Source organism: Acidobacteriota bacterium, assembly GCA_016712445.1.
GTDB lineage: Bacteria > Pseudomonadota > Alphaproteobacteria > Caulobacterales > Hyphomonadaceae > Hyphomonas.
The window spans coordinates 374,940-392,976 of sequence record JADJRB010000002.1 but is presented as its reverse complement, the minus strand read 5'-3'; the positions used below and the strand labels follow the sequence as shown (position 1 = coordinate 392,976).

General features: G+C 64.5%; 18 protein-coding genes, 1 tRNA gene and 1 pseudogene. 10 read left to right on the top strand and 10 right to left on the bottom strand.

The genetic code is table 11. The features are described from left to right. Window positions 1-95: 95 nt before the first annotated feature. The 3 genes and pseudogenes from IPK75_14870 to IPK75_14860 all read right to left on the bottom strand — a co-directional run bounded on the left by IPK75_14870 (window position 96) and on the right by IPK75_14860 (window position 1,283). Window positions 96-171: transfer RNA gene (locus tag IPK75_14870), tRNA-Trp, on the bottom strand. 346 nt (window positions 172-517) lie between these two features. Further along, a complete protein-coding gene (locus IPK75_14865) occupies window positions 518-922 on the bottom strand; it encodes a hypothetical protein (GenBank protein ID MBK8199631.1) in 405 nt (134 codons plus the stop codon). Window positions 923-1,157: 235 nt separating this feature from the next. Further along, window positions 1,158-1,283 (bottom strand): annotated as a pseudogene (locus tag IPK75_14860) (entericidin A/B family lipoprotein). A 105-nt stretch (window positions 1,284-1,388) separates the two neighbouring features. Between IPK75_14860 and IPK75_14855 the strand changes: the two are divergent. Further along, on the top strand, window positions 1,389-1,733 hold the full coding sequence (locus IPK75_14855) for a DMT family protein (protein ID MBK8199630.1): 345 nt from the start codon (window positions 1,389-1,391) through the stop codon (window positions 1,731-1,733). A gap of 35 nt (window positions 1,734-1,768) precedes the next feature. On the opposite strand, the gene IPK75_14850 is transcribed toward IPK75_14855, so the two are convergent. Next, window positions 1,769-1,921, bottom strand: a complete 153-nt coding sequence (locus IPK75_14850; GenBank protein ID MBK8199629.1) for an entericidin A/B family lipoprotein — start codon at window positions 1,919-1,921, stop codon at window positions 1,769-1,771. A 169-nt stretch (window positions 1,922-2,090) separates the two neighbouring features. Between IPK75_14850 and purQ the strand changes: the two genes are divergently transcribed. The 3 genes from purQ (at window position 2,091) to IPK75_14835 (ending at window position 5,350) form a co-directional block, all read left to right on the top strand. Beyond that, window positions 2,091-2,759 (top strand): phosphoribosylformylglycinamidine synthase subunit PurQ, encoded by a 669-nt coding sequence (gene purQ / locus IPK75_14845; protein MBK8199628.1) that lies wholly within the window; start codon window positions 2,091-2,093, stop codon window positions 2,757-2,759. A 96-nt stretch (window positions 2,760-2,855) separates the two neighbouring features. Beyond that, on the top strand, window positions 2,856-4,277 hold the full coding sequence (locus IPK75_14840) for a VWA domain-containing protein (protein MBK8199627.1): 1,422 nt from the start codon (window positions 2,856-2,858) through the stop codon (window positions 4,275-4,277). Window positions 4,278-4,336: 59 nt separating this feature from the next. Beyond that, entirely contained in the window at window positions 4,337-5,350 is a 1,014-nt protein-coding gene (locus IPK75_14835; GenBank protein MBK8199626.1) for an adenosine deaminase, read from the top strand. A 91-nt stretch (window positions 5,351-5,441) separates the two neighbouring features. Here IPK75_14835 and IPK75_14830 read toward each other — a convergent pair whose 3' ends face one another. Beyond that, the gene (locus IPK75_14830) at window positions 5,442-6,050 is read right to left on the bottom strand and encodes a hypothetical protein (GenBank protein ID MBK8199625.1); all 609 of its coding nucleotides are present in this window, start codon (window positions 6,048-6,050) and stop codon (window positions 5,442-5,444) included. Between the two features lie 166 nt (window positions 6,051-6,216). On the opposite strand from IPK75_14830, the gene purL reads away from it, so the two are divergent. Beyond that, complete coding sequence (purL, locus tag IPK75_14825; GenBank protein ID MBK8199624.1) at window positions 6,217-8,475, top strand: phosphoribosylformylglycinamidine synthase subunit PurL; 2,259 nt, start codon at window positions 6,217-6,219, stop codon at window positions 8,473-8,475. 70 nt (window positions 8,476-8,545) lie between these two features. Here the strand turns inward: purL and IPK75_14820 are convergent, their stop codons facing one another. The 3 genes from IPK75_14820 to IPK75_14810 all read right to left on the bottom strand — a co-directional run bounded on the left by IPK75_14820 (window position 8,546) and on the right by IPK75_14810 (window position 10,951). Further along, window positions 8,546-9,151 (bottom strand): porin family protein, encoded by a 606-nt coding sequence (locus tag IPK75_14820; GenBank protein ID MBK8199623.1) that lies wholly within the window; start codon window positions 9,149-9,151, stop codon window positions 8,546-8,548. A 265-nt stretch (window positions 9,152-9,416) separates the two neighbouring features. Further along, window positions 9,417-9,920: a DUF1993 domain-containing protein gene (locus tag IPK75_14815; protein ID MBK8199622.1), complete on the bottom strand. Its 504-nt coding sequence runs from the start codon at window positions 9,918-9,920 to the stop codon at window positions 9,417-9,419. Then, window positions 9,917-10,951: a M28 family peptidase gene (locus tag IPK75_14810; GenBank protein MBK8199621.1), complete on the bottom strand. Its 1,035-nt coding sequence runs from the start codon at window positions 10,949-10,951 to the stop codon at window positions 9,917-9,919. The genes IPK75_14815 and IPK75_14810 overlap by 4 nt, the downstream gene beginning before the upstream one ends. Window positions 10,952-11,039: 88 nt before the next feature. Between IPK75_14810 and IPK75_14805 the strand changes: the two genes are divergently transcribed. Then, window positions 11,040-11,270, top strand: a complete 231-nt coding sequence (locus tag IPK75_14805) for a BolA family transcriptional regulator (GenBank protein MBK8199620.1) — start codon at window positions 11,040-11,042, stop codon at window positions 11,268-11,270. 82 nt (window positions 11,271-11,352) lie between these two features. After that, a complete protein-coding gene (locus IPK75_14800; GenBank protein ID MBK8199619.1) occupies window positions 11,353-13,176 on the top strand; it encodes a M2 family metallopeptidase in 1,824 nt (607 codons plus the stop codon). A gap of 78 nt (window positions 13,177-13,254) precedes the next feature. On the opposite strand, the gene IPK75_14795 is transcribed toward IPK75_14800, so the two are convergent. Next, the gene (locus tag IPK75_14795; GenBank protein ID MBK8199618.1) at window positions 13,255-14,190 is read right to left on the bottom strand and encodes a hypothetical protein; all 936 of its coding nucleotides are present in this window, start codon (window positions 14,188-14,190) and stop codon (window positions 13,255-13,257) included. 217 nt (window positions 14,191-14,407) lie between these two features. On the opposite strand from IPK75_14795, the gene grxD reads away from it, so the two are divergent. Genes grxD through rimO form a run of 3 tightly spaced genes read left to right on the top strand, consistent with a single transcriptional unit; the run spans window position 14,408 to window position 17,291 of the window. After that, a complete protein-coding gene (grxD, locus tag IPK75_14790) occupies window positions 14,408-14,746 on the top strand; it encodes a Grx4 family monothiol glutaredoxin (GenBank protein ID MBK8199617.1) in 339 nt (112 codons plus the stop codon). Between the two features lie 19 nt (window positions 14,747-14,765). After that, entirely contained in the window at window positions 14,766-15,887 is a 1,122-nt protein-coding gene (locus IPK75_14785) for a hypothetical protein (protein MBK8199616.1), read from the top strand. Window positions 15,888-15,932: 45 nt separating this feature from the next. Beyond that, the gene (rimO, locus tag IPK75_14780; protein MBK8199615.1) at window positions 15,933-17,291 is read left to right on the top strand and encodes a 30S ribosomal protein S12 methylthiotransferase RimO; all 1,359 of its coding nucleotides are present in this window, start codon (window positions 15,933-15,935) and stop codon (window positions 17,289-17,291) included. Here rimO and IPK75_14775 read toward each other — a convergent pair. Then, on the bottom strand, window positions 17,273-17,980 hold the full coding sequence (locus IPK75_14775) for a DJ-1/PfpI family protein (protein MBK8199614.1): 708 nt from the start codon (window positions 17,978-17,980) through the stop codon (window positions 17,273-17,275). The two genes, rimO and IPK75_14775, sit on opposite strands and share 19 nt — an antisense overlap. Window positions 17,981-18,037 lie beyond the last annotated feature (57 nt).

Genomic DNA, 18,037 nt, shown 5'->3' with positions numbered 1-18,037 from the left:
AGCGACCTTAGCGCGGCGACGCGCTGGCTCAATCGCCAAAGCGTCCGGGACGCTGGGGATCGGGGGAAAACAGGCGCCAAATGCGTCTGTGGGCCTGGCAGGGGCAGAGGGACTCGAACCCACGACCTGCGGTTTTGGAGACCGCCACTCTACCAACTGAGCTATACCCCTTCAGGCCAGAGCGGGGTTTGCCCCAACTCCCGCCCGGCTGCAAGACCGGCCCTGAAAAACCTTTGCGCCAGCACGAAAGGCCGGGCGCAGCGGGGGCTGGCCGGTTTGGGATTGCTGGGTGTGCCCTTTCCGCGGACCCCTGCGCAGGCAGGGTCCAGGTGTTTTGCGTTGAGGGTTGCGGCTGGATGCCTGCCTACGCAGGCATCTGCGGAGAGGGTGCGCGGGTCCTTTTCTGGGTCCCGGCGTTCGCCGGGATGACACGGGTGGGGGATGGGTTTGGAGTGGGCGCTTAGCCCGCTCTATCCTTCGACTTCGCTCAGGATGAGCTTCTTGAGGTGGGCCTGAGCTAGGACGTGTCGAGAAGGATGAGACCGCCTGAATTCTTGCCGGGGCGATCGCAGTGCGATTGCTGGTCCCGGCAAGCCCCCGCCCAGCGGGGGAGGATGGCGGCAGCGAGCGCCTCAATATCCAAACATGCCGGAACAGCAGACCCCCACGAGGGGTCCGTCAGGGGACGGAAGGTTCTCTGGGCGGGCTTATAGGCGTTCGGGTCTGGCTGGGGGACGGCATAGTGGATGGAAACGAAGCCCCATTCGTTGACCGAGTAGAGCGCGTTCCCGATTCCGTAGGCGTTGAACCAGCGGAGCAGGCGATTGAGCTCCCACCAGAGGATCAGCCAGCACAAGGGATGCACGTGCGCGAAGAAGGGCGCGAAGTGTGGGTGGCTGCGGAGGCGGGCGATGGAGTACATGCCACGCAGTATAACTCCGTGCGCGGAGGGGTGGCGTAAGTTTTGGCGAACTTTCTTTTAATGCATTGATGTCGCGCGCTATTTTCTGCGCCGAGACATCATTTTTTGTTGCATAAGTCGCTCAGCGGCAATCCGGCTGACTGCTGCGGCCCTTCAGTTCGTCGCCGCCCCGGTCGCACGTCTCGGCGGAGGCCGTGGTCGAGGTGTGCGGCCGCGTGACCGCGTCAGCCACTTCGTCCGACGCCGCAGCGAGCGCGCGCCCGCCGGCCTGCAGGTCCTGGCCGATGCCGGCAATCGTGTTGCAACCCGCAAGGCTGGCGAGCCCGATGAAGACAGGCAGAAAAATCATCTTGCGGTTCATGTTCGGATCACCTTTCGCTCTGCGTTCTGCACAAATAGTGTCGCGGAAACAGGGCGTCTTTGCTTGCCCCTTCCAGACCTGACGCCCCCTCGTTCCGGAGCCGCCATGCCGCCGCATATCCTGCCGATTGTCCTGTTGTCCATCTCGAACCTGTTCATGACGGCGGCCTGGTATGGCCACTTGAAGTTCAAGGCGGCGCCCCTGCTGCTGGTGATCTTTGCCAGCTGGGGGATTGCGCTGTTCGAGTATTTCTTCGCCGTGCCGGCCAACCGCTGGGGGCACAGCGTCTATTCGGCCGCGCAGCTGAAGACGATCCAGGAGGTAATTACCCTGATCGTGTTTGCCGGATTTTCGGTCTGGGTGCTCAAGGAGCCGCTCGGCTGGAACCACGCCATCGGGTTCGGGCTGATCGCGCTCGGCGCCTGGTTCATCTTCCAGGGCAAGGGCTGACCGGCGGGACGCTGGGCCCCGCCGGTGCCGGATACTTACTTCGTGATTTCGTCTTCGACGTCCTTGGCGACTTCCTCGACGGCTTCACCGCCGGCCTGGACGTCCTTGCCGACGCCTTTGACCGTGTTGCAGGCCGTCAGGCTGGGCAGCATCGCGACGACGAACAGGGCAGCAACGATTTTCTTCATGGTATCAAACTCCCGCTTGGTTGATGCGCGCGAGAATGTGACGGGCAACGACCGAGGGCAAGCCTTTTCGGAAGGCCCGAGGCGGCAGACTGTTGCGCAAAAGACGCACTGCCACAGGCGCAGCCGAGGGCAGTTTTCAACCGGCGCGACTCCCTGCTAAGGAGCGGCCATGAAAACAGCTGTGATCGTCTTTCCGGGCTCGAACTGCGACCGCGATGCGCATGACGCCTTGCTGAAGCTGACCGGCAAGGCGCCGGCGATGGTCTGGCACAAGGATGGCGAGATCCCGGCTGGAACCGACCTGGTGATGGTACCCGGCGGTTTTTCCTACGGCGACTACCTGCGCTGCGGCGCGATGGCGGGCAACTCGCCGATCATTGCCCAGCTGAAGGCGCATGCGGGCCGGGGCGGCTATGTGCTGGGTGTCTGCAACGGCTTCCAGATCCTGACCGAGACGGGCCTGCTGCCCGGCGCGCTGGTGCGCAATGCGTCGCTGCACTTCGTCTGTCGCCCGCAGAAGCTGAAAGTGGAAAGCGCCAACACGGCCTTCACCAGCGCCTATACCGGCGGCAGCGAAATCGTGATCCCGATCGCCCATGCCGAAGGCAACTACTATGCCGACGCGGCAACCCTCGACCGGCTCGAGGGCGACGGGCGCGTGGCGTTCCGCTATGCGGCGGGTGAGAACCCGAACGGCGCGGCGCGCGACATTGCCGGCGTATTGTCCGAGAATGGCCGCGTCATGGGCATGATGCCCCACCCCGAACGGGCGGTCGGCGGACACGAAGGCGGCCGCGACGGCGTGGCCCTGTTTGAAAGCCTGATGGCCGCCGCCTGAGGGCGCTTGTCCGCAAAACGTCCAAATTCGGCGCTTGCTTCCGCCTGATTGGCGCCGTCCTCTGGCGCATCGATTCATGCGTGGGAGGATATCGGCATGCGGCGGGAAGTGATCTGGATGGCAGCGGGATGCGTGGCGCTCGCCGCTTTGGCGGGGTGCAGCACATCGGAAGGCGGCAGTGTAAAAACGGATGCCGGGGAGATCGCGCCGCCTGCCCCGCCGCCGCCCCCACCACCACCGCCACCGATGTCCGTGTCCACGGGTGAAGAAGCCGCGGCCGACGGCGTGGTCGTCACCGGCGCGCGCAAGATGGCCTCGCCGACCGAGAGCGCCGTGGCGGAGCGCGACCGCATTGCGCCCGATGAGGACAAGCCGCGCAACACCCCGGTGCCGCAGGCCGGCCTGCTGACCGCAGGCGATTATGATGACGTGCTGAACCCGGACCTCTACAAGATCTATCTCGACAAGACGCTGCAGGGCGAACTGGCCGGACTGGACCTGCCCTATGTCGATGCCAACCAGCGCATCGCGATCCGGGTGACGGACCGTCTGGGCAAGCCGGTGCCGCTGGCAAGCCTGCAGCTGGAGACGGCGGACGGCACGAAGATGTTCCCGCTGCGCACGGGCGCCGACGGAGCGGCGTACATCTACCCCCTGTACGATGCGCTCGAGCCCGGCATGAAGGTGACCGCCAAGGCGAAGGCCGGCGCGGCAAAGTCGGCGACGGTGACGGCGGACCTGATCGAGACGGGCGGCGAGCTGGTGATCGAACTCGGCGGCGACCGGGCGGTACCGAAACAGCTCGACCTGCTGCTGACCATCGATGCGACGGGGTCGATGAGCGACGAGATGGAATACCTGAAGCAGGAACTGGTCGGCATCCTCGACCGGGTGGAGAGCGCCAATCCGGGTATCGACATCCAGGTCGGCCTGATCGTCTACCGCGACAAGGGCGACGAGTATGTGATGCGCGACTTCCCGCTCACGGGTGACATCAGCAAGCTGAAAGGCCAGCTGAGCGCGCAAGGGGCTGCCGGCGGCGGCGACATGGAAGAAGCGATGCAGGATGCGATGGCGAAAAGCCTCGATTATGCGTGGCGCCCGGATGCGGTGAAGGTGAACCTGCTGATGGCGGACGCCCCGCCGCATGACGGCGATGTGGCTTCGACCTGGAACAGCGCGCTGGTGTCACGCACGCAGGGAATCCATGTCGTGTCGGTGGCGGCCAGCGGAGTCGACAAGCGGGCCGAGTTCCTGATGCGCGCGATGGCGCAGATCACGGGTGGGCGGTACCTGTTCCTGACGGATGACAGCGGCATCGGCAATGCACATGCCGAGCCGACGGTCGATTGCTATGTGGTGACGCGGCTTGATTCGCTGGTGTCGCGGGTGCTGACGAGCCTGGTGCGCGGCGAGCGCGTGGAGCCGGAGGGCGACGAGGTGATCCGCACGGTCGGCAACTACCGCGCGGGCGTCTGCAAGGTTGATCCCGAGCTTGTGGGCAAGCCGCAGGAGTAAAGGCAAACGGCGCGCCGGAACGGCTGGACAAGTTCCGGCGCGCCTAGTCTAAAAGGCGGATGACACATGCCGCCCGCCACGACCTGATCCAGCGCCTCCCGAAGGCCGAGCTTCACCTGCATATCGAAGGGAGCTTCGAGCCCGAGCTGATGATGCAGCTGGCGGCGCGCAACCGGATCGACCTGCGTTTCAAGACGCTGGAGGAGGCAAAGGCCGCCTACAATTTCTCGAACCTGCAGGAGTTCCTGGACCTCTATTATGAGGGCATGCAGGTGCTGCGCACGGAAGAAGACTTCCACGACCTGACCTGGGCCTACCTGCAGCGCGCGGCAGCGGACAATGTGCGCCATGTCGAGATGTTCTTCGATCCGCAGGCGCACACCGAACGCGGGGTGCCGTTCGGCGTGGTGGCGGACGGCATTCTCGCGGCGCTGAAACGCGGGGAAGCCGAGCTGGGCGTGACGAGCGAGCTGATCCTGAGTTTCCTGCGCCACCTTTCCGAAGAAGACGGCTTTGCGCTGCTGAAGGAGTCCGAAGGCTGGCATGACAGGTTTGTCGGCGTCGGCCTCGACTCGTCCGAGATGGGACATCCGCCGAAGAAGTTCGAGCGGCTGTACAAACGTTGCCGGGAAATGGGTTTCAAACTGTGCATGCATGCTGGCGAGGAAGGCCCGCCTGAATATGTGCGCGAGGCGCTGGTCGAGATCGGGGTGGACCGGATCGATCATGGCAACCGGTCGATGGAAGATCCGGAGCTGATCCGTATCCTGAAGGAACGGCAGGTGCCGCTGACGAACTGTCCGCTGTCGAACCTGTCGCTGTGCGTGATCAAGGATCTGAAGGACAGCCCCGTGAAGGCGCAGCTGGAGGCCGGGTTGCTGGTGACGGTGAACTCCGACGATCCGGCTTATTTCGGCGGCTATATCGGACGCAACTACGAAAAGACGGCTGACGCGCTCGGCCTGTCGGACGCGCAGCTCGTGCAGCTGGCCCGCAACAGCTTCGCCGCGAGCTTCCTTCCTGACGCGGACAAGGCCCGCCATCTTGCGGAGATCGACGCGGTGCTCGCCTGATCGCTGCGGAAGATTGGAGTGCAAGTGAACTGAAGGCGAAGACATTGCCGCCCGGACCGGGCCCGGCCCGGACGGCAACGTCCAAGGGGTGTCAGGTGCCGGACGGAGTTTCCTCCGGCTCGGCATCTGTCGCCTCTTCCCCTTTCTCGTCGTCCGCCGGCGGGGTGTAAGCCGGGCGGCAGCTTTCGATCAGGTCTTCAAGCATCTGGTCGGTCTCGAAGGTGACGCCTTTCGTGCCCGAGACGACGCGGATTTCGCCCGAGCCCGCGGCCAGCACATAGGGCGCCTGGCCGACAGTATCGGTGACACCAAACGCGGTGCCCGGCGTCTTGTCCGGGCGGGCATCTACGCGGGCATTGCCGGCGGACGTGAAGATGTCGATGCTGCCTGCGGCGTCGTCGGCGCTCGAGATGCTTGTGAGTTCGAGGGCCGGACCGCCGAGGTCTTCGCTGGCGGCGAGGCATTTGGCGGAGAACAGCGGGGCGCCGTCGGCGGCGGCGTAGACAACGCTGTTGCCAGAGCGCGACCAGGTGCCGGCGGCTTCGGTGATCTGGGTGGCGGGCTTGGGTGCAGGCTTTTCGGCCTGGGCCTGCTGGGCAGGCGGCTTGACGGCGGCTTCAGGCGCTTCGGCAGCCGGGGCGCTGGCATTGCCGCACGCCGCGAGCGCGGCCGGGATAAGGGCGATGATGAGGTTACGCATGGCGAGGCTCCAGGGTTTGTCTCCCCCACTGTCAAAGCCAACGCCTCCGGGCGGAGCGGGTTTCGCCTGCCGCGAAATGGCCTCCGTTTCGCCCCAGCTGCGGCAGCGGCGACATTCGCGGCGTGAAGCACTGGCGACTCGTGGGGTTTGCGGCTAAAGGCGCCGGATGACCGATACATCCGCGATTATCGCCCACCTGACCGCAGAACAGGACGCCGCGTCCGGCGCCGGACATGGCATCAAGGCCGATGAATGGGAACGCCTCGTTTCCCGGCTCGGACGCAACCCGAACCTTGTTGAACTGGGCATCTATTCGGTGATGTGGAGCGAGCATTGCTCGTACAAATCCTCGCGCCGCCATCTGGCGAAGTTTCCGACCAAGGGCCCGCGCGTGATCCAGGGGCCGGGCGAGAACGCCGGCGTCATCGATATTGGCGATGGGCAGGCGGCGATCTTCAAGATGGAGTCGCACAACCACCCCTCCTACATCGAACCTTACCAGGGCGCGGCGACCGGCGTGGGCGGCATCCTGCGGGATGTGTTCACGATGGGCGCGCGGCCGATTGCGCTGGTGAATGCACTGCGCTTTGGCTCGCCGGACCATCCCAAGACGCGCCAGCTGGTTGCGGGCGTGGTGGCCGGCATCGGCGGCTATGGCAACTGCGTTGGCGTGCCGACCGTGGCGGGCGAGACCCAGTTCGACGAAGGCTATAACGGCAACATCCTCGTGAACGCGATGGCGGTCGGCCTCGCAGACCAGGACAAGATATTCTACGCCCGCGGCGCCCTGCCCGGTCTGCCGATCCTCTATGTCGGCTCCAAGACGGGCCGCGACGGAATCCACGGCGCGACGATGGCTTCGGCGGAGTTCACCGAGGGCGAGGAAGACAACCGCCCGACCGTGCAGGTGGGTGATCCGTTCACGGAGAAGCTGCTGATCGAGGCTTGCCTCGAGCTGATGGCGACGGACGCGATCCAGTCTATCCAGGACATGGGCGCGGCTGGCCTGACCTCCTCGTCCGTCGAGATGGCGGACAAGGGCGGCGTCGGCATCGAGATGGACCTCGATGCCGTGCCGCAGCGCGAGACGGGCATGACGGCCTACGAGATCATGTTGTCGGAAAGCCAGGAGCGGATGCTGATGATCCTGAAGCCCGGCAAGGAAGCCGTGGCCAAGGCAATCTTCGACAAATGGGACCTCGACGCGGAAGTGATCGGCGTGACCACCGAGACTGGCCGCCTCGTGCTGAAACAGCATGGCGCCGTGGTGTGCGATATTCCGGTTGCGCCGCTGGGCGAGGACGCCCCGAACTATGACCGTCCGTGGACGGAGCCGCCGAAACGGCCTGACTTTGATGTTTCCAGGTATCCTGAGCCGACGAACTATGGCGACGTCCTGCTGAAGCTGATGTCGACGCCGGACATGGCTTCGAAACGCTGGGTCTGGGAACAGTATGACCGGCATGTGATGGGCGACACGCTGGACTCGTCGCAGTCTGGCGGCGATGCGGCTATCGTGCGCGTCCACGGCACACAGAAGGCACTGGCGATCTGTTCGGATTGCAACCCGCACTATGTAGCGGCCGATCCTTATGAGGGCGGCAAGCAGGTGGTGGCGGAAGCCTACCGCAACCTGTCCGCCGTTGGCGCGACGCCGATCGCGATCACCGACAACTTGAACTTCGGCAATCCGGAAAAGCCCGCCACGATGGGCTATATCGTCAAGGCGATCGAAGGCATGGCGGAAGCCTGCCGCGCGCTCGACTTCCCGGTCGTCTCCGGCAACGTGTCGCTCTACAACGAGACCGACGGCAAGGCGATTCCGCCGACTCCGGTGGTGGGCGGTGTGGGCCTCATCGCGGACCTCGCGAAGACTGCGACCCTGAAAGGCGCGCAGCCCGGCGATGCGCTGATGTTGATTGGCGACGCACCAGGGCAGCTGGGCGCGTCACTCTATGCGCGCCAGTGGCTGGGCCTGAAAGGCGAGGCGCTCGGACCGCCGCCGCCCGTCAACCTCGAAGCCGAAAAGAAAACGGGCGGGTTCATCCGCAGCCTGATTAATGACGGGCTTGCAAACGCCGTGCACGATGTGAGCGATGGCGGCGTGGCGTGCGCAGCCGCGGAAATGGCGATGGCGTCGGCTGTCGGCGTCCGGCTGGTCGGACACCGCGAACCGGGTGAGGCGCGCGATGAGGCGGCCCTCTTCGGCGAGGCTTCGGCGCTTTACCTCGTGGCGGCATCGGAGGCCCAGGTGAAGGCGTGGGGCGCGCGCGGATTCGTGCCGGCGCGGCTCGGCGCGTTCGGCGGCGACGCCGTCGTGCTGGAGACAGGCTGGGGCGACAAGGCCCCCGAAGCTTCGGTGAAGCTATCGGACCTTCGCGCAGCGCATGAGGGCTGGCTGCCCGCCTACATGAGCGCGGTCTGAAACGAGTGACGCCCTCCCCCGCAACGCGGGAGAGGGCGCCGTCGACCCTGGGGCCGGCGTCAAGAGCTGATCAGAACTTGTAGCCGAGACCCAGCATCACACCGCTCGTGTCGGTGTTGTCGAACGAGTAGTAGGTATAGTCGCCTTTCAGGTACATGTTGTCCGTCAGGTCGAAGTTCATGCCGGCACCGAAGGCGGGACCGTCTGCGGAATCTTCCACATTGATGGTCTGGCCGCCCGGGGTGACGAGCGAGGCATCAAGGTCGACATAGGCGTAGCCGGCGCGGGCATAGGCACCGAGACGTTCCGTGAGCGGAAGTTCGGCCTTGCCGTATATGCCGGTCAGGTAGTTGAGGCCGACGTCGCCCGAGGCGGCGATGATGTCGTTCAGGTCGCCATCATTGTTGTCGTCGAAGTTGAAGTCGTCTTCGTCGACATTGTAGTCGAACTCGCCATCGTCGATACCGGTGGCCAGTTCGCCTTCAAGGCTGAAGACGTTGTTGAACTTGTAGCCGGCGCGCGCGGCAATGCCGTTGGTGTCGACGCCGCTTTCGGCGCCGTCCGGCTTGATGTCGAGATACTGGTAGCCGCCTTCGACATACAGACCCGAGTCCTGGGCATGAGCGGAGGCAGCGAGGCCGGTTGCGGCGGCCGCGAGGAGGATCGTTCGGAACATGGTTCTTCCTTCCAGAAACGCTTCTGACGTTGTGTGCCCGCCGGGTGGCGAGACAGGCAGACAACGGGCGCCAATGGCTTGAAGTTCCAGTGTAATTTCAGCAATTTGCACGTGTTGCCGACACGCCACGGTTCCTCACAAACCGCAATTCTGCTGCGTTAGCCCCGCACCGCATTGAATCTGATGTGAAAGCGGCAGGCCCGAGGGCCTGCCGTTCATCATTCTGCACGATCCGTAACCAGATTAATGACCAAGATGTCATCTCTCACGGCATCAGGAAATCCCGTTTGCCGATCGCGACGCCCTGCATGCGCAGCAGGGCGTAGGTCATGGAGGCATGGAAGTGCAAGTTCGGGAGGATGAAGCTGGAGAGGTACTGCGCGCCGGTCATCGGCATGGTGGCCTGGCCCATCGGGATCTGCAGCGTCTTGGCGGCGGTGGCGTCGATCCTCGCGTCCTCAATGCCGTTCACATAGTCGAGCGCCTTCTGGCAGCGCGTCATCAGCTCGGCGAAGGTTTGCTCCGTGTCCGGAAAGCTTGGCATGTCCATCTCGGCAAGCCGGGCAGCGCCCCGGGCAGCCGTGTCGCACGCGATCTGCACCTGGCGCGGGATCGGATACATGTCCGGATAGAGGCGCTGGGCGAGGATGGCGGCCTCCTCGCACTTCATCGTGCCGGCATAGGCCTCGCCTTTGGCGAGCAGGCTCTTGAGCACGCCTAGGCTTTGCGCCGAGGAAGATTTCAGCAGGTACGAGACCGTTGTGGTCATTCGGGTATTCCTTCTTGTTGAGCAGCTGCGTCCGGCGCGCGTCGCAGGGCGTAGATCTGGGGAAGCCGGGCGTCGGCGGCAAGGACCACCTGGACCAGCGTATCGGCGGCGCGGACGTAGAAGTCCGGCGTGATTTCGGAAAAGTCGTCGGAGGGCTGGTGGTAGCCCGGATGGTCCTCGACCCCGAAATAGAGGAAGGGGATGCCGGCCTTGAAGAAGACCGCGTGGTCTGACTGGAGCGTCCAGTCGTTCACGCCGTCCTCCGGCCGGTCGTGGCCGGTCAGCAGCCGGACGGGCGCGGTCGCCGCGATTTCGGTGATCATCGGCGCAAGGTCCGGGAAATGGTAGAGTCCGGATGCGTAGAGTTCGCCCGCCTCCGAGCGACTGACCATGTCGAGGTTGATGTCCAGCGCCATGCGGTCCAGCGGAATGGCCGGATCACGCATCAGGGCGTTGGCGCCGAGGAAGCCGATCTCTTCGCCGTCCAGCGCTACAAACATGATGTCGTGGACGGGCGGGTGGTTGGCAAAATACTCGGCGATGGCGACCAGCGCGCCGCAGCCGGAGGCATTGTCGTCGGCGCCGTTGTAGATCTCGCCGTTGCGGATGCCGAGATGGTCGTAGTGGGCGGTGACGACCAGCATGGGGCCTTCGCCGGGCGTCTTACCGGGGACCCAGGCGATCAGGTCGGCGCCAGGGCCCGGCTCCTCGACGCCTTCGCGCGGCAGGATGGTGACCGGATGCTCCCAGCCGCTGTCGAGCCACGGGCGCAGGCCGATATCCTCGAAGCGCTTGCGGATGAAACCGCGGGCGGCTTCACCGCCGGGCGTGCCGGATGCGCGCCCCTCCAGCGCGTCGGACGACAGGACGTCCACAAGGTGCAGCATCGGACCAGCATCGACATAGACCGGGCGGTAGGTGACCCCCGGAATCTCGTCGTCGTTCCGCCCGAGCCAGAGCAGTCCCCCGCCGATCAGGAGGGCTGCCAGGCCGAGGACCGCTGCAAGGGCAAGGCTTCGCCGAGTGGTCAATGAGGTCTCCCGTATGCCAACCGCAAAGCTTGACCCTTACGGTGCGCCGACGCATGTGCCTAGCCACCCGACCAGCAGGAGGCCCGCCATGGCTATGAGCTACGACACCCTGATGAAGTTCCTGGCTGATGCCTTCCCGGAGGCCGAGATCACGCTGACGGACCTCGCCGGGGACAATGACCACTGGCAGGCTGAAATCGTCAGCCCGAAATTTGCCGGCCTGCCGCGCGTGCGCCAGCACCAACTGGTTTATGATGCCCTGAAAGGGCACATGGGCGGAGCGCTTCATGCGCTGGCCCTCAAAACCCGGGCACCATAAGCACCGGGAATATTGACCCTGCGTCCGGTTCGCTGTCTTTTGCGGCAAACCTCAGGGAGGGCCAATATCCATGTCAAAATTGATGAAGTCGGTCAGCGCCGCGGCGCTTGGCCTTGTGCTGGTCTCGTGTTCCGCCGGGAACGGGGGGGTCGACGCCTCTGCCGTCGCGGCCGAGGAACAGGCCATCGAGGCGCGGGCGTTCCTGACGCGGGTCGATTCCGAACTCGCCGCCATGAACAAGGAAGCCGCACTGGCCTTCTGGAACCAGGCCACCGACATCCGCGAGGAAACCAACGCCGCCGCTGCCGAAGCAGGCGCCAAGGCCACCAAGCTGGCCGTCTCGCTCGCCAACGAATCCAAGAAGTTCGACGTCTCGACCCTGCCGCCGGACCTTGCCCGCAAGATGCAGATCCTGCGCGGCGGGATCACCATCCCTGCCCCCTCGCGCGAAGGCGCTGCCGAGGAACTGTCGAAGCTGACGACCGACCTTGATGCGGCCTACGGCACCGGCAAGTTCGAATACAAGGGCAAGATGATCAATCTCGACGAAGCCTCGACGATCATCGAGACGTCGCGCAATCCGGCTGAACTGAAAGCGGTCTGGGAAGGCTGGCGGACCGTCTCGCCGGCGATGAAAGACAACTACGCCGCGATGGTGTCGCTCGCCAACGAAGGCGCCAACGAGCTGGGTTATCCGAGCCTCGACCAGATGTGGCTGTCCGGCTACGACATGCCGCCCGAGCAGATGGAAGCTGAGGTTCAGCGTCTCTGGGGCCAGGTCGAGCCGCTCTACAAGGAGCTGCACTGCTACACGCGCACCAAGCTGAATGCGAAGTACGGCGACGCCGTGCAGCCGCTGACCGGCCCGATCCGCGCCGACCTCCTGGGTAACATGTGGGCGCAGCAGTGGTCGTCGATCTACGACATCGTGAAGCCCGAAGGCACCGTGCCGATCCAGTACGACCTGACAGAGCGTCTGGTCCAGCAGGGCTACACGCCGATAAAGATGGTGGAGACGGGCGAGGCCTTCTTCGTGTCGCTGGGCCTTGATCCGCTGCCGAAGACGTTCTGGGAACGCTCGATGATCGTGCGTCCGGAAGGCCGCGAAGTCCAATGCCACGCATCGGCCTGGGACCTCGACGACGCGGATGACGTGCGCATCAAGATGTGTACCGAAGTGAACTCCGAGGACTTCTATACGGTCCACCACGAGCTCGGTCACAACTTCTACCAGCGCGCCTACAAGAATCAGGACTTCCTGTACAAGAACGGCGCCCATGACGGCTTCCACGAAGCCATCGGGGATTTCATCGGCCTGTCGATCACGCCGGAATACCTGAAACAGATCGGCCTGATCACCGAAGCCGAGATGCCGGGGCCGGATTCCGATACCGCGCTGCTGATGCAGACCGCGCTCGACAAGATCGCCTTTCTTCCGTTCGCCCTCACGGTCGACGGATGGCGCTGGGATGTGTTGTCCGGCAAGACGACGCCCGAGAACTACAACCAGGCCTGGTGGGACTTGCGCCTGAAGAACCAGGGCCTCGTGCCTCCGGGCCCTCGCCCGGCGGACGCGTTCGACCCCGGCGCGAAGTACCACATTCCGGGCAACACGCCTTACCTGCGTTACTTCCTGAGCTTCATCCTGCAGTTCCAGTTCCACAAGGCGGCTTGCGAGCAGGCCGGCTGGGATGGCCCTCTGCACCGCTGCTCGATCTACGGGAACAAGGAAGTCGGCCGCCGGTTCAACGCGATGCTCGAAGCCGGCGCCTCGCAGCCTTGGCCGGATACGCTGGAGAAGTTCACCGGCACCCGGCAGATGGATGGCAGCGCAATCATCGAGTATTTCGATCCGCTGATGGTCTACCTGAAGGAACAGAACGAAGGTCAGGAATGCGGCTGGTAACGGCCGGGCATCTCGCCTGAAACAAAAAAGGGCGCTCCGGACGGAGCGCCCTTTCTCGTTGTGAACCCGATCAAAAGGTCAGTCGCGTTCCATGCGCGACGCGAGGTAGCTTTGCGCCTGGGTCAGCGATGCCGTGTTGCGCGGCATGGAGTACAGGGCGCGCAGGAAGTCCTTGTCCCAGTCGGTCATCGTTGTGGCGCGCTTGTCGCCGACGTCGGAGCGGAAGAGGTTCATGATCGTGCTGATGTCCGTCGTATTACCGTTGGGGTCGGCCTGCATCAGCGCCACGAAGGCGATGTAGTCGCCGAGCGAGTCCACCGAGACGCCCTGCACGAGATTGGCATCGACCACGATGATCGCGCGGTTCAGGTCCTGGCGGGTGGCGGAGCGAAGGCGGCTGCCTTCCGACCGGACAGTTGGCGCGCCGGTGACGCCGTCGGTGACGCCCTGACGGGCTTCGCCGGCAATCCGGCTGCCATCGGCGCCGCGGGTTTCGGAAACGTGCCACCAGCGCACCGGCCGGTCTTCGGTCTTGAACTGCTCGAACGCGGCAGACCCGAGTGTGCCCACGCGCTTCTCGGTGCTGACAGCGAAGAGGTTCGAGTACTGCTCCTGCATCTTGCCGATGAGGGCCGCGGGCTCGGTGGTGACGAGGACGGTGATGTCGGGCGTGCAGCCCGGCTTGCCGGTGCGCAGGCCGATCTCGACGGCGCGCTGGGAGACCCGGTCGGCAAGGAACTGGGCCTGGTCCTCGCCGATGCCGGACACACCGACGCAGATCTTGTCATCCCAGCGGGCCAGCTGCTCGGTGCCGAACGGCGGGGCGGTGACCTGCTCGACATAGTTCTTGGTTTCGGCCGGCTTGCGGGCCGTGACGACCACCTTCTCGTTGACGAGCGCCTGTTCGTCCGCAGGCTCTGCTGCTTCGGCGACCTGGGCGACGCCATAGGAGGCTGCACACAGCGCCAACAGCGCAGACGCGGTGACGGCTTTGAACTTGATTCCATTCAACATTGGGTAGGCCTCCTGCATTCATTCCGGCGCAAACGAGTTCGCGTTGCTTATCGATTATTGATAATCGATTTTCGATAAATGGCAATACCATATCGATAATTAATAATTCGCAAGGCGGCGCGGGGCGCAACTGAACGACCGCACGGCGGGCGAGCGCCCGCTGCTTGACGCCTTCCCCTGCGCACGCCACATCAGGATTTGCAAGCGGAGCCCCGACATGACCGACCAAGCCACCCTCGCCGCCATCGACAAAGCCGTCAAAGAAAATGACGTTGTCCTCTTCATGAAGGGTACGCCGACGTTTCCGCAGTGCGGGTTCTCTTCGACGGTCGTGCAGATTCTCGATTATCTCGGGGTCGAGTACGTGTCGACGAACGTGCTGGCAGATGCCGCCGTGCGTGACGGGATCAAGCAGTACACGAACTGGCCGACGATCCCGCAGCTGTATGTCAAAGGCGAGTTCATTGGCGGCTGCGACATCGTGAAGGAAATGTTCGAGAACGGCGAACTGAAAGAGCTGTTCTCCGAGAAAGGCATCGAGCTCGCGGCCAGCTGAGGCTGGCCGGGATGTGGGCATGACCGGCGGCGGACGATACACGATACGGCCCGTCGCCCTCGAAGACCTTCCACAGATAAATGTGTTGCTGTCGCAGGTCTGGTTTCCGCGCCGGTCGGCGGATGGTTTCGACTGGCTGATGGCGCGCAATCCCGGACAGTCCGGTTTGCCGCCGGGTTGGGTTGCGTCAGATGAAACGGGCGTACAGGCCTTCCTCGGCAATTTCGTGCAACGTGCCTGGCGCCTCGGCGAAGCGCACCTGATCGCTGCAGGGCACAGCTTTATCGCCCGGCCGGGTCGCGGCGGGCTGGCGTTCGGATTGATCCGCCGGTTCCTGAGACAGCCCGAACCGCTGATCCTGAGCGGCCTGAACAGCAATCCGGTCAGCGCGGAACTCTATCAGGCGATGCGGCTGGCGACTTATGCAGACACCGGATCGCTTCGGTTCAGCTGGGTGACCAACGCGGGCGCCGTGCTTGCCGGGGCCGCGAGCTGGCGGCTGCACGCTGTCACCGGGCATCGCCACGCGCGCCGGTTAGCGGATATCCGGCGACCGGCACCCGACGTTGAGCGAATACTGAAAGCGTACGGCGGCGACGTGCGGCGGATCATCGACCCGAACGGCGACACCCGGCTTGCGGCGTTTGACCTGTCGTTGCGCCGCGGGGCGCGCCTGTTCACCGAACGCTCGCCGGAGGCGCTGGCCTGGCGGCTGGCTGATCCGGAGTCGGACACGCCGCCCGTGTTGGTGGCGTATCCCGCGGAGGGCGCCATACGCGGACTGGCGCTGTTGCAATTCAACAAGCCCTCCGAGGCTGAACCGCCTTACCTCGACGTGACGGATCTGGTGACGCTTGATCCGCAGGATTCGGACGCGGCGCAGGCCTTGCTGCGGGCAGGCATGGCGCTGGCAAAGCGTGGCGGCGCCGCGCGGCTGCGGCTGCAGATGGTGTCGCGCGATACGCTGCGCCTGATCGGCCCGCTGGCGGCGGCGGCACGCCGGTCAGTCAGCGCCGCGCCGCATGCCTTCTACAAGGCAAATCCCAGCGCGCCGCTTCCGGTCGAGGCGTACTGGCAGCCGCTGCCTTATGACAGCGACAACGGGCCGTCGCTGCGGGCGATGCCGGTTCGCAGAACCTGAGGCGGCGGCTTTCCCCGCACGGGGTTTCGCGCTAGCAGGGCGCGCATGACGACGACGCCCATCGCCCCCGCCCCGATCAAGCCGGCCAAACCGCCGAAAGTCGGCATCGTTTCGCTCGGCTGCCCGAAGGCGCTGGTCGATTCCGAACGCATCATCACCCGCCTGCGGGCCGAGGGCTACCAGATTGCGCCGGACTATTCGGGCGCCGATCTTGTTCTGGTGAACACGTGCGGTTTTCTTGACTCGGCGCGCGACGAAAGCCTGTCGGCGATCGGCGAAGCCATCGAGGCGAACGGCAAGGTGATCGTCACCGGATGCCTCGGCGCCGAGCCGGAGGTGATCCAGCGCGCGCATCCCAAGGTGCTCGCGGTGACCGGGCCGCACCAGTATGAAGCGGTGATGGACGCGGTGCATACGCACCTGACGCCGCCGCACAATCCGCATCACGACCTTGTGCCGGAAAGCGGACTGCGCCTGACGCCGCGCCATTATGCGTATCTGAAGATATCGGAAGGCTGCAACAATCGCTGCAGCTTCTGCATCATTCCGAAGCTGCGCGGTGATCTGGTGTCGCGGCCGATCCATCACGTACTGATGGAAGCCGAGAAACTTGTGACGGCGGGCGTCAAGGAATTGCTGGTTATCAGCCAGGATACGTCAGCCTACGGACTGGATATAAAGTACAAGCCGGAAACCTGGCGCGGCACGGAATACGAGACGCGCTTCCTCGATCTCGCCAAGGGGCTGGGCAGCCTCGGCGTGTGGACGCGGATGCACTACGTGTACCCCTACCCGCACGTCGACAATGTGATCCCGCTGATGGCTGAAGGTCTGATTACACCTTATCTGGACATCCCGTTCCAGCATGCGTCAAAGGCGGTGCTGAAGGCCATGAAGCGGCCCGCCAACCAGGACAAGGTGCTCGAGCGGATTGCCAGCTGGCGGCGCGATGTGCCCGATCTCGCCATCCGCTCCACATTCATTGTCGGTTTCCCAGGCGAGACAGACGAGGATTTCGAGATCCTGCTCGACTTTATCCGCGAGGCGAAGATCGATCGCGCGGGATGTTTCCGGTACGAGAACGTCGCGCATGCCGAGAGCGGCAAACTGGACAATCACGTACCCGAAGAGGTGAAGGAAGAACGCTGGCACCGGTTCATGGCGGCGCAGGCCGAGGTGTCGGCGGCGCGGGCGGCGGCGCAGGTCGGCAAGAAGCTCGACGTCATCATTGATGGTGAGGACGAACAGTCACCCGGCAGCTGGATCGGCAGGTCCCAGGCGGATGCGCCCGAGGTCGACGCTGTGGTCTACGTCGCCAGCAAGCGCCCCCTGAAGCCGGGTGATATCGTCCGCACCAAGATCACCGGCGCGGACGACTACGACCTTTACGGCGAAACCGCATAGCGTGAGCGGCGCGCGCCGGCTTCCTTTGCCTGTTCCAGCCGGTTGGTCATCATCTTTGCCGTATTGCGTGCCATGATCTCCAGCGTTTCCGCATCGGCGAGTTCCGGGCGGCCGCAGCCATACGGCGGCGCGGGCGCATACTCCAGCCCGAGTGTGACCGCCTTGGCGTAAGCCTCTCCGGCGATTTCGGCGAGCATCGTGAAGGCGAAGTCGATTCCGGCGGTTACGCCCCCGCCCGTGAAGATGTTCCCGTCGCGCACCACACGATCCGTATCCGGAATGGCGCCGAACTCGGTGAGCATGCCGCGCCAGGCCCAGTGGCAGGCCGCGCGCTTGCCTTCCAGCAGGCCAGCGGCGCCGAGTATCAGCGAGCCGGTACACACCGACGTGATGTAACGCGCGCCGAGCGCGAGGCGGCGGACCTCGGCGACAAAAGCGTCGTCCAGCGCGACTTCCGTGGCCGCGACGCCGCCCGGCACACAGATCAGGTCGCAGCGATCAATATCGGCGAGCTTCGCGGTACGTCCGATCACAAGACCGCCCTCAGCTTCAATCTCGCCGCCATCGCGGCTGGCGATCACCGTGCGGGCACCCGGAAGACGCGAAAGGACCTGATGCGGGCCGGTGAAATCCAGATGGGTGAGGTTCGGATAGATTGCGAAAACGGTGGTGAAGGGCTGAGCGGTCATGGCGGCCTCCTTGATGGCGCTTGCTTTGTGCCCTAGAGACCGTTTGGCAGAAAGGAC

What these genes read in the sequence shown, in the direction of transcription:
- IPK75_14785 (MBK8199616.1), top strand. Translation starts at nt 14,766, where the DNA reads ATGACCGGCGGCGGACGATACACGATACGGCCCGTCGCCCTCGAAGAC.
- IPK75_14830 (MBK8199625.1), bottom strand. Translation starts at nt 6,050, where the DNA reads ATGCGTAACCTCATCATCGCCCTTATCCCGGCCGCGCTCGCGGCGTGC.
- IPK75_14850 (MBK8199629.1), bottom strand. Translation starts at nt 1,921, where the DNA reads ATGAAGAAAATCGTTGCTGCCCTGTTCGTCGTCGCGATGCTGCCCAGC.
- IPK75_14775 (MBK8199614.1), bottom strand. Translation starts at nt 17,980, where the DNA reads ATGACCGCTCAGCCCTTCACCACCGTTTTCGCAATCTATCCGAACCTC.
- grxD (MBK8199617.1), top strand. Translation starts at nt 14,408, where the DNA reads ATGACCGACCAAGCCACCCTCGCCGCCATCGACAAAGCCGTCAAAGAA.
- IPK75_14840 (MBK8199627.1), top strand. Translation starts at nt 2,856, where the DNA reads ATGCGGCGGGAAGTGATCTGGATGGCAGCGGGATGCGTGGCGCTCGCC.
- purL (MBK8199624.1), top strand. Translation starts at nt 6,217, where the DNA reads ATGACCGATACATCCGCGATTATCGCCCACCTGACCGCAGAACAGGAC.
- IPK75_14865 (MBK8199631.1), bottom strand. Translation starts at nt 922, where the DNA reads ATGTACTCCATCGCCCGCCTCCGCAGCCACCCACACTTCGCGCCCTTC.
- IPK75_14855 (MBK8199630.1), top strand. Translation starts at nt 1,389, where the DNA reads ATGCCGCCGCATATCCTGCCGATTGTCCTGTTGTCCATCTCGAACCTG.
- IPK75_14820 (MBK8199623.1), bottom strand. Translation starts at nt 9,151, where the DNA reads ATGTTCCGAACGATCCTCCTCGCGGCCGCCGCAACCGGCCTCGCTGCC.
- IPK75_14835 (MBK8199626.1), top strand. Translation starts at nt 4,337, where the DNA reads ATGACACATGCCGCCCGCCACGACCTGATCCAGCGCCTCCCGAAGGCC.
- purQ (MBK8199628.1), top strand. Translation starts at nt 2,091, where the DNA reads ATGAAAACAGCTGTGATCGTCTTTCCGGGCTCGAACTGCGACCGCGAT.
- IPK75_14815 (MBK8199622.1), bottom strand. Translation starts at nt 9,920, where the DNA reads ATGACCACAACGGTCTCGTACCTGCTGAAATCTTCCTCGGCGCAAAGC.
- IPK75_14800 (MBK8199619.1), top strand. Translation starts at nt 11,353, where the DNA reads ATGAAGTCGGTCAGCGCCGCGGCGCTTGGCCTTGTGCTGGTCTCGTGT.
- rimO (MBK8199615.1), top strand. Translation starts at nt 15,933, where the DNA reads ATGACGACGACGCCCATCGCCCCCGCCCCGATCAAGCCGGCCAAACCG.
- IPK75_14795 (MBK8199618.1), bottom strand. Translation starts at nt 14,190, where the DNA reads ATGTTGAATGGAATCAAGTTCAAAGCCGTCACCGCGTCTGCGCTGTTG.
- IPK75_14805 (MBK8199620.1), top strand. Translation starts at nt 11,040, where the DNA reads ATGGCTATGAGCTACGACACCCTGATGAAGTTCCTGGCTGATGCCTTC.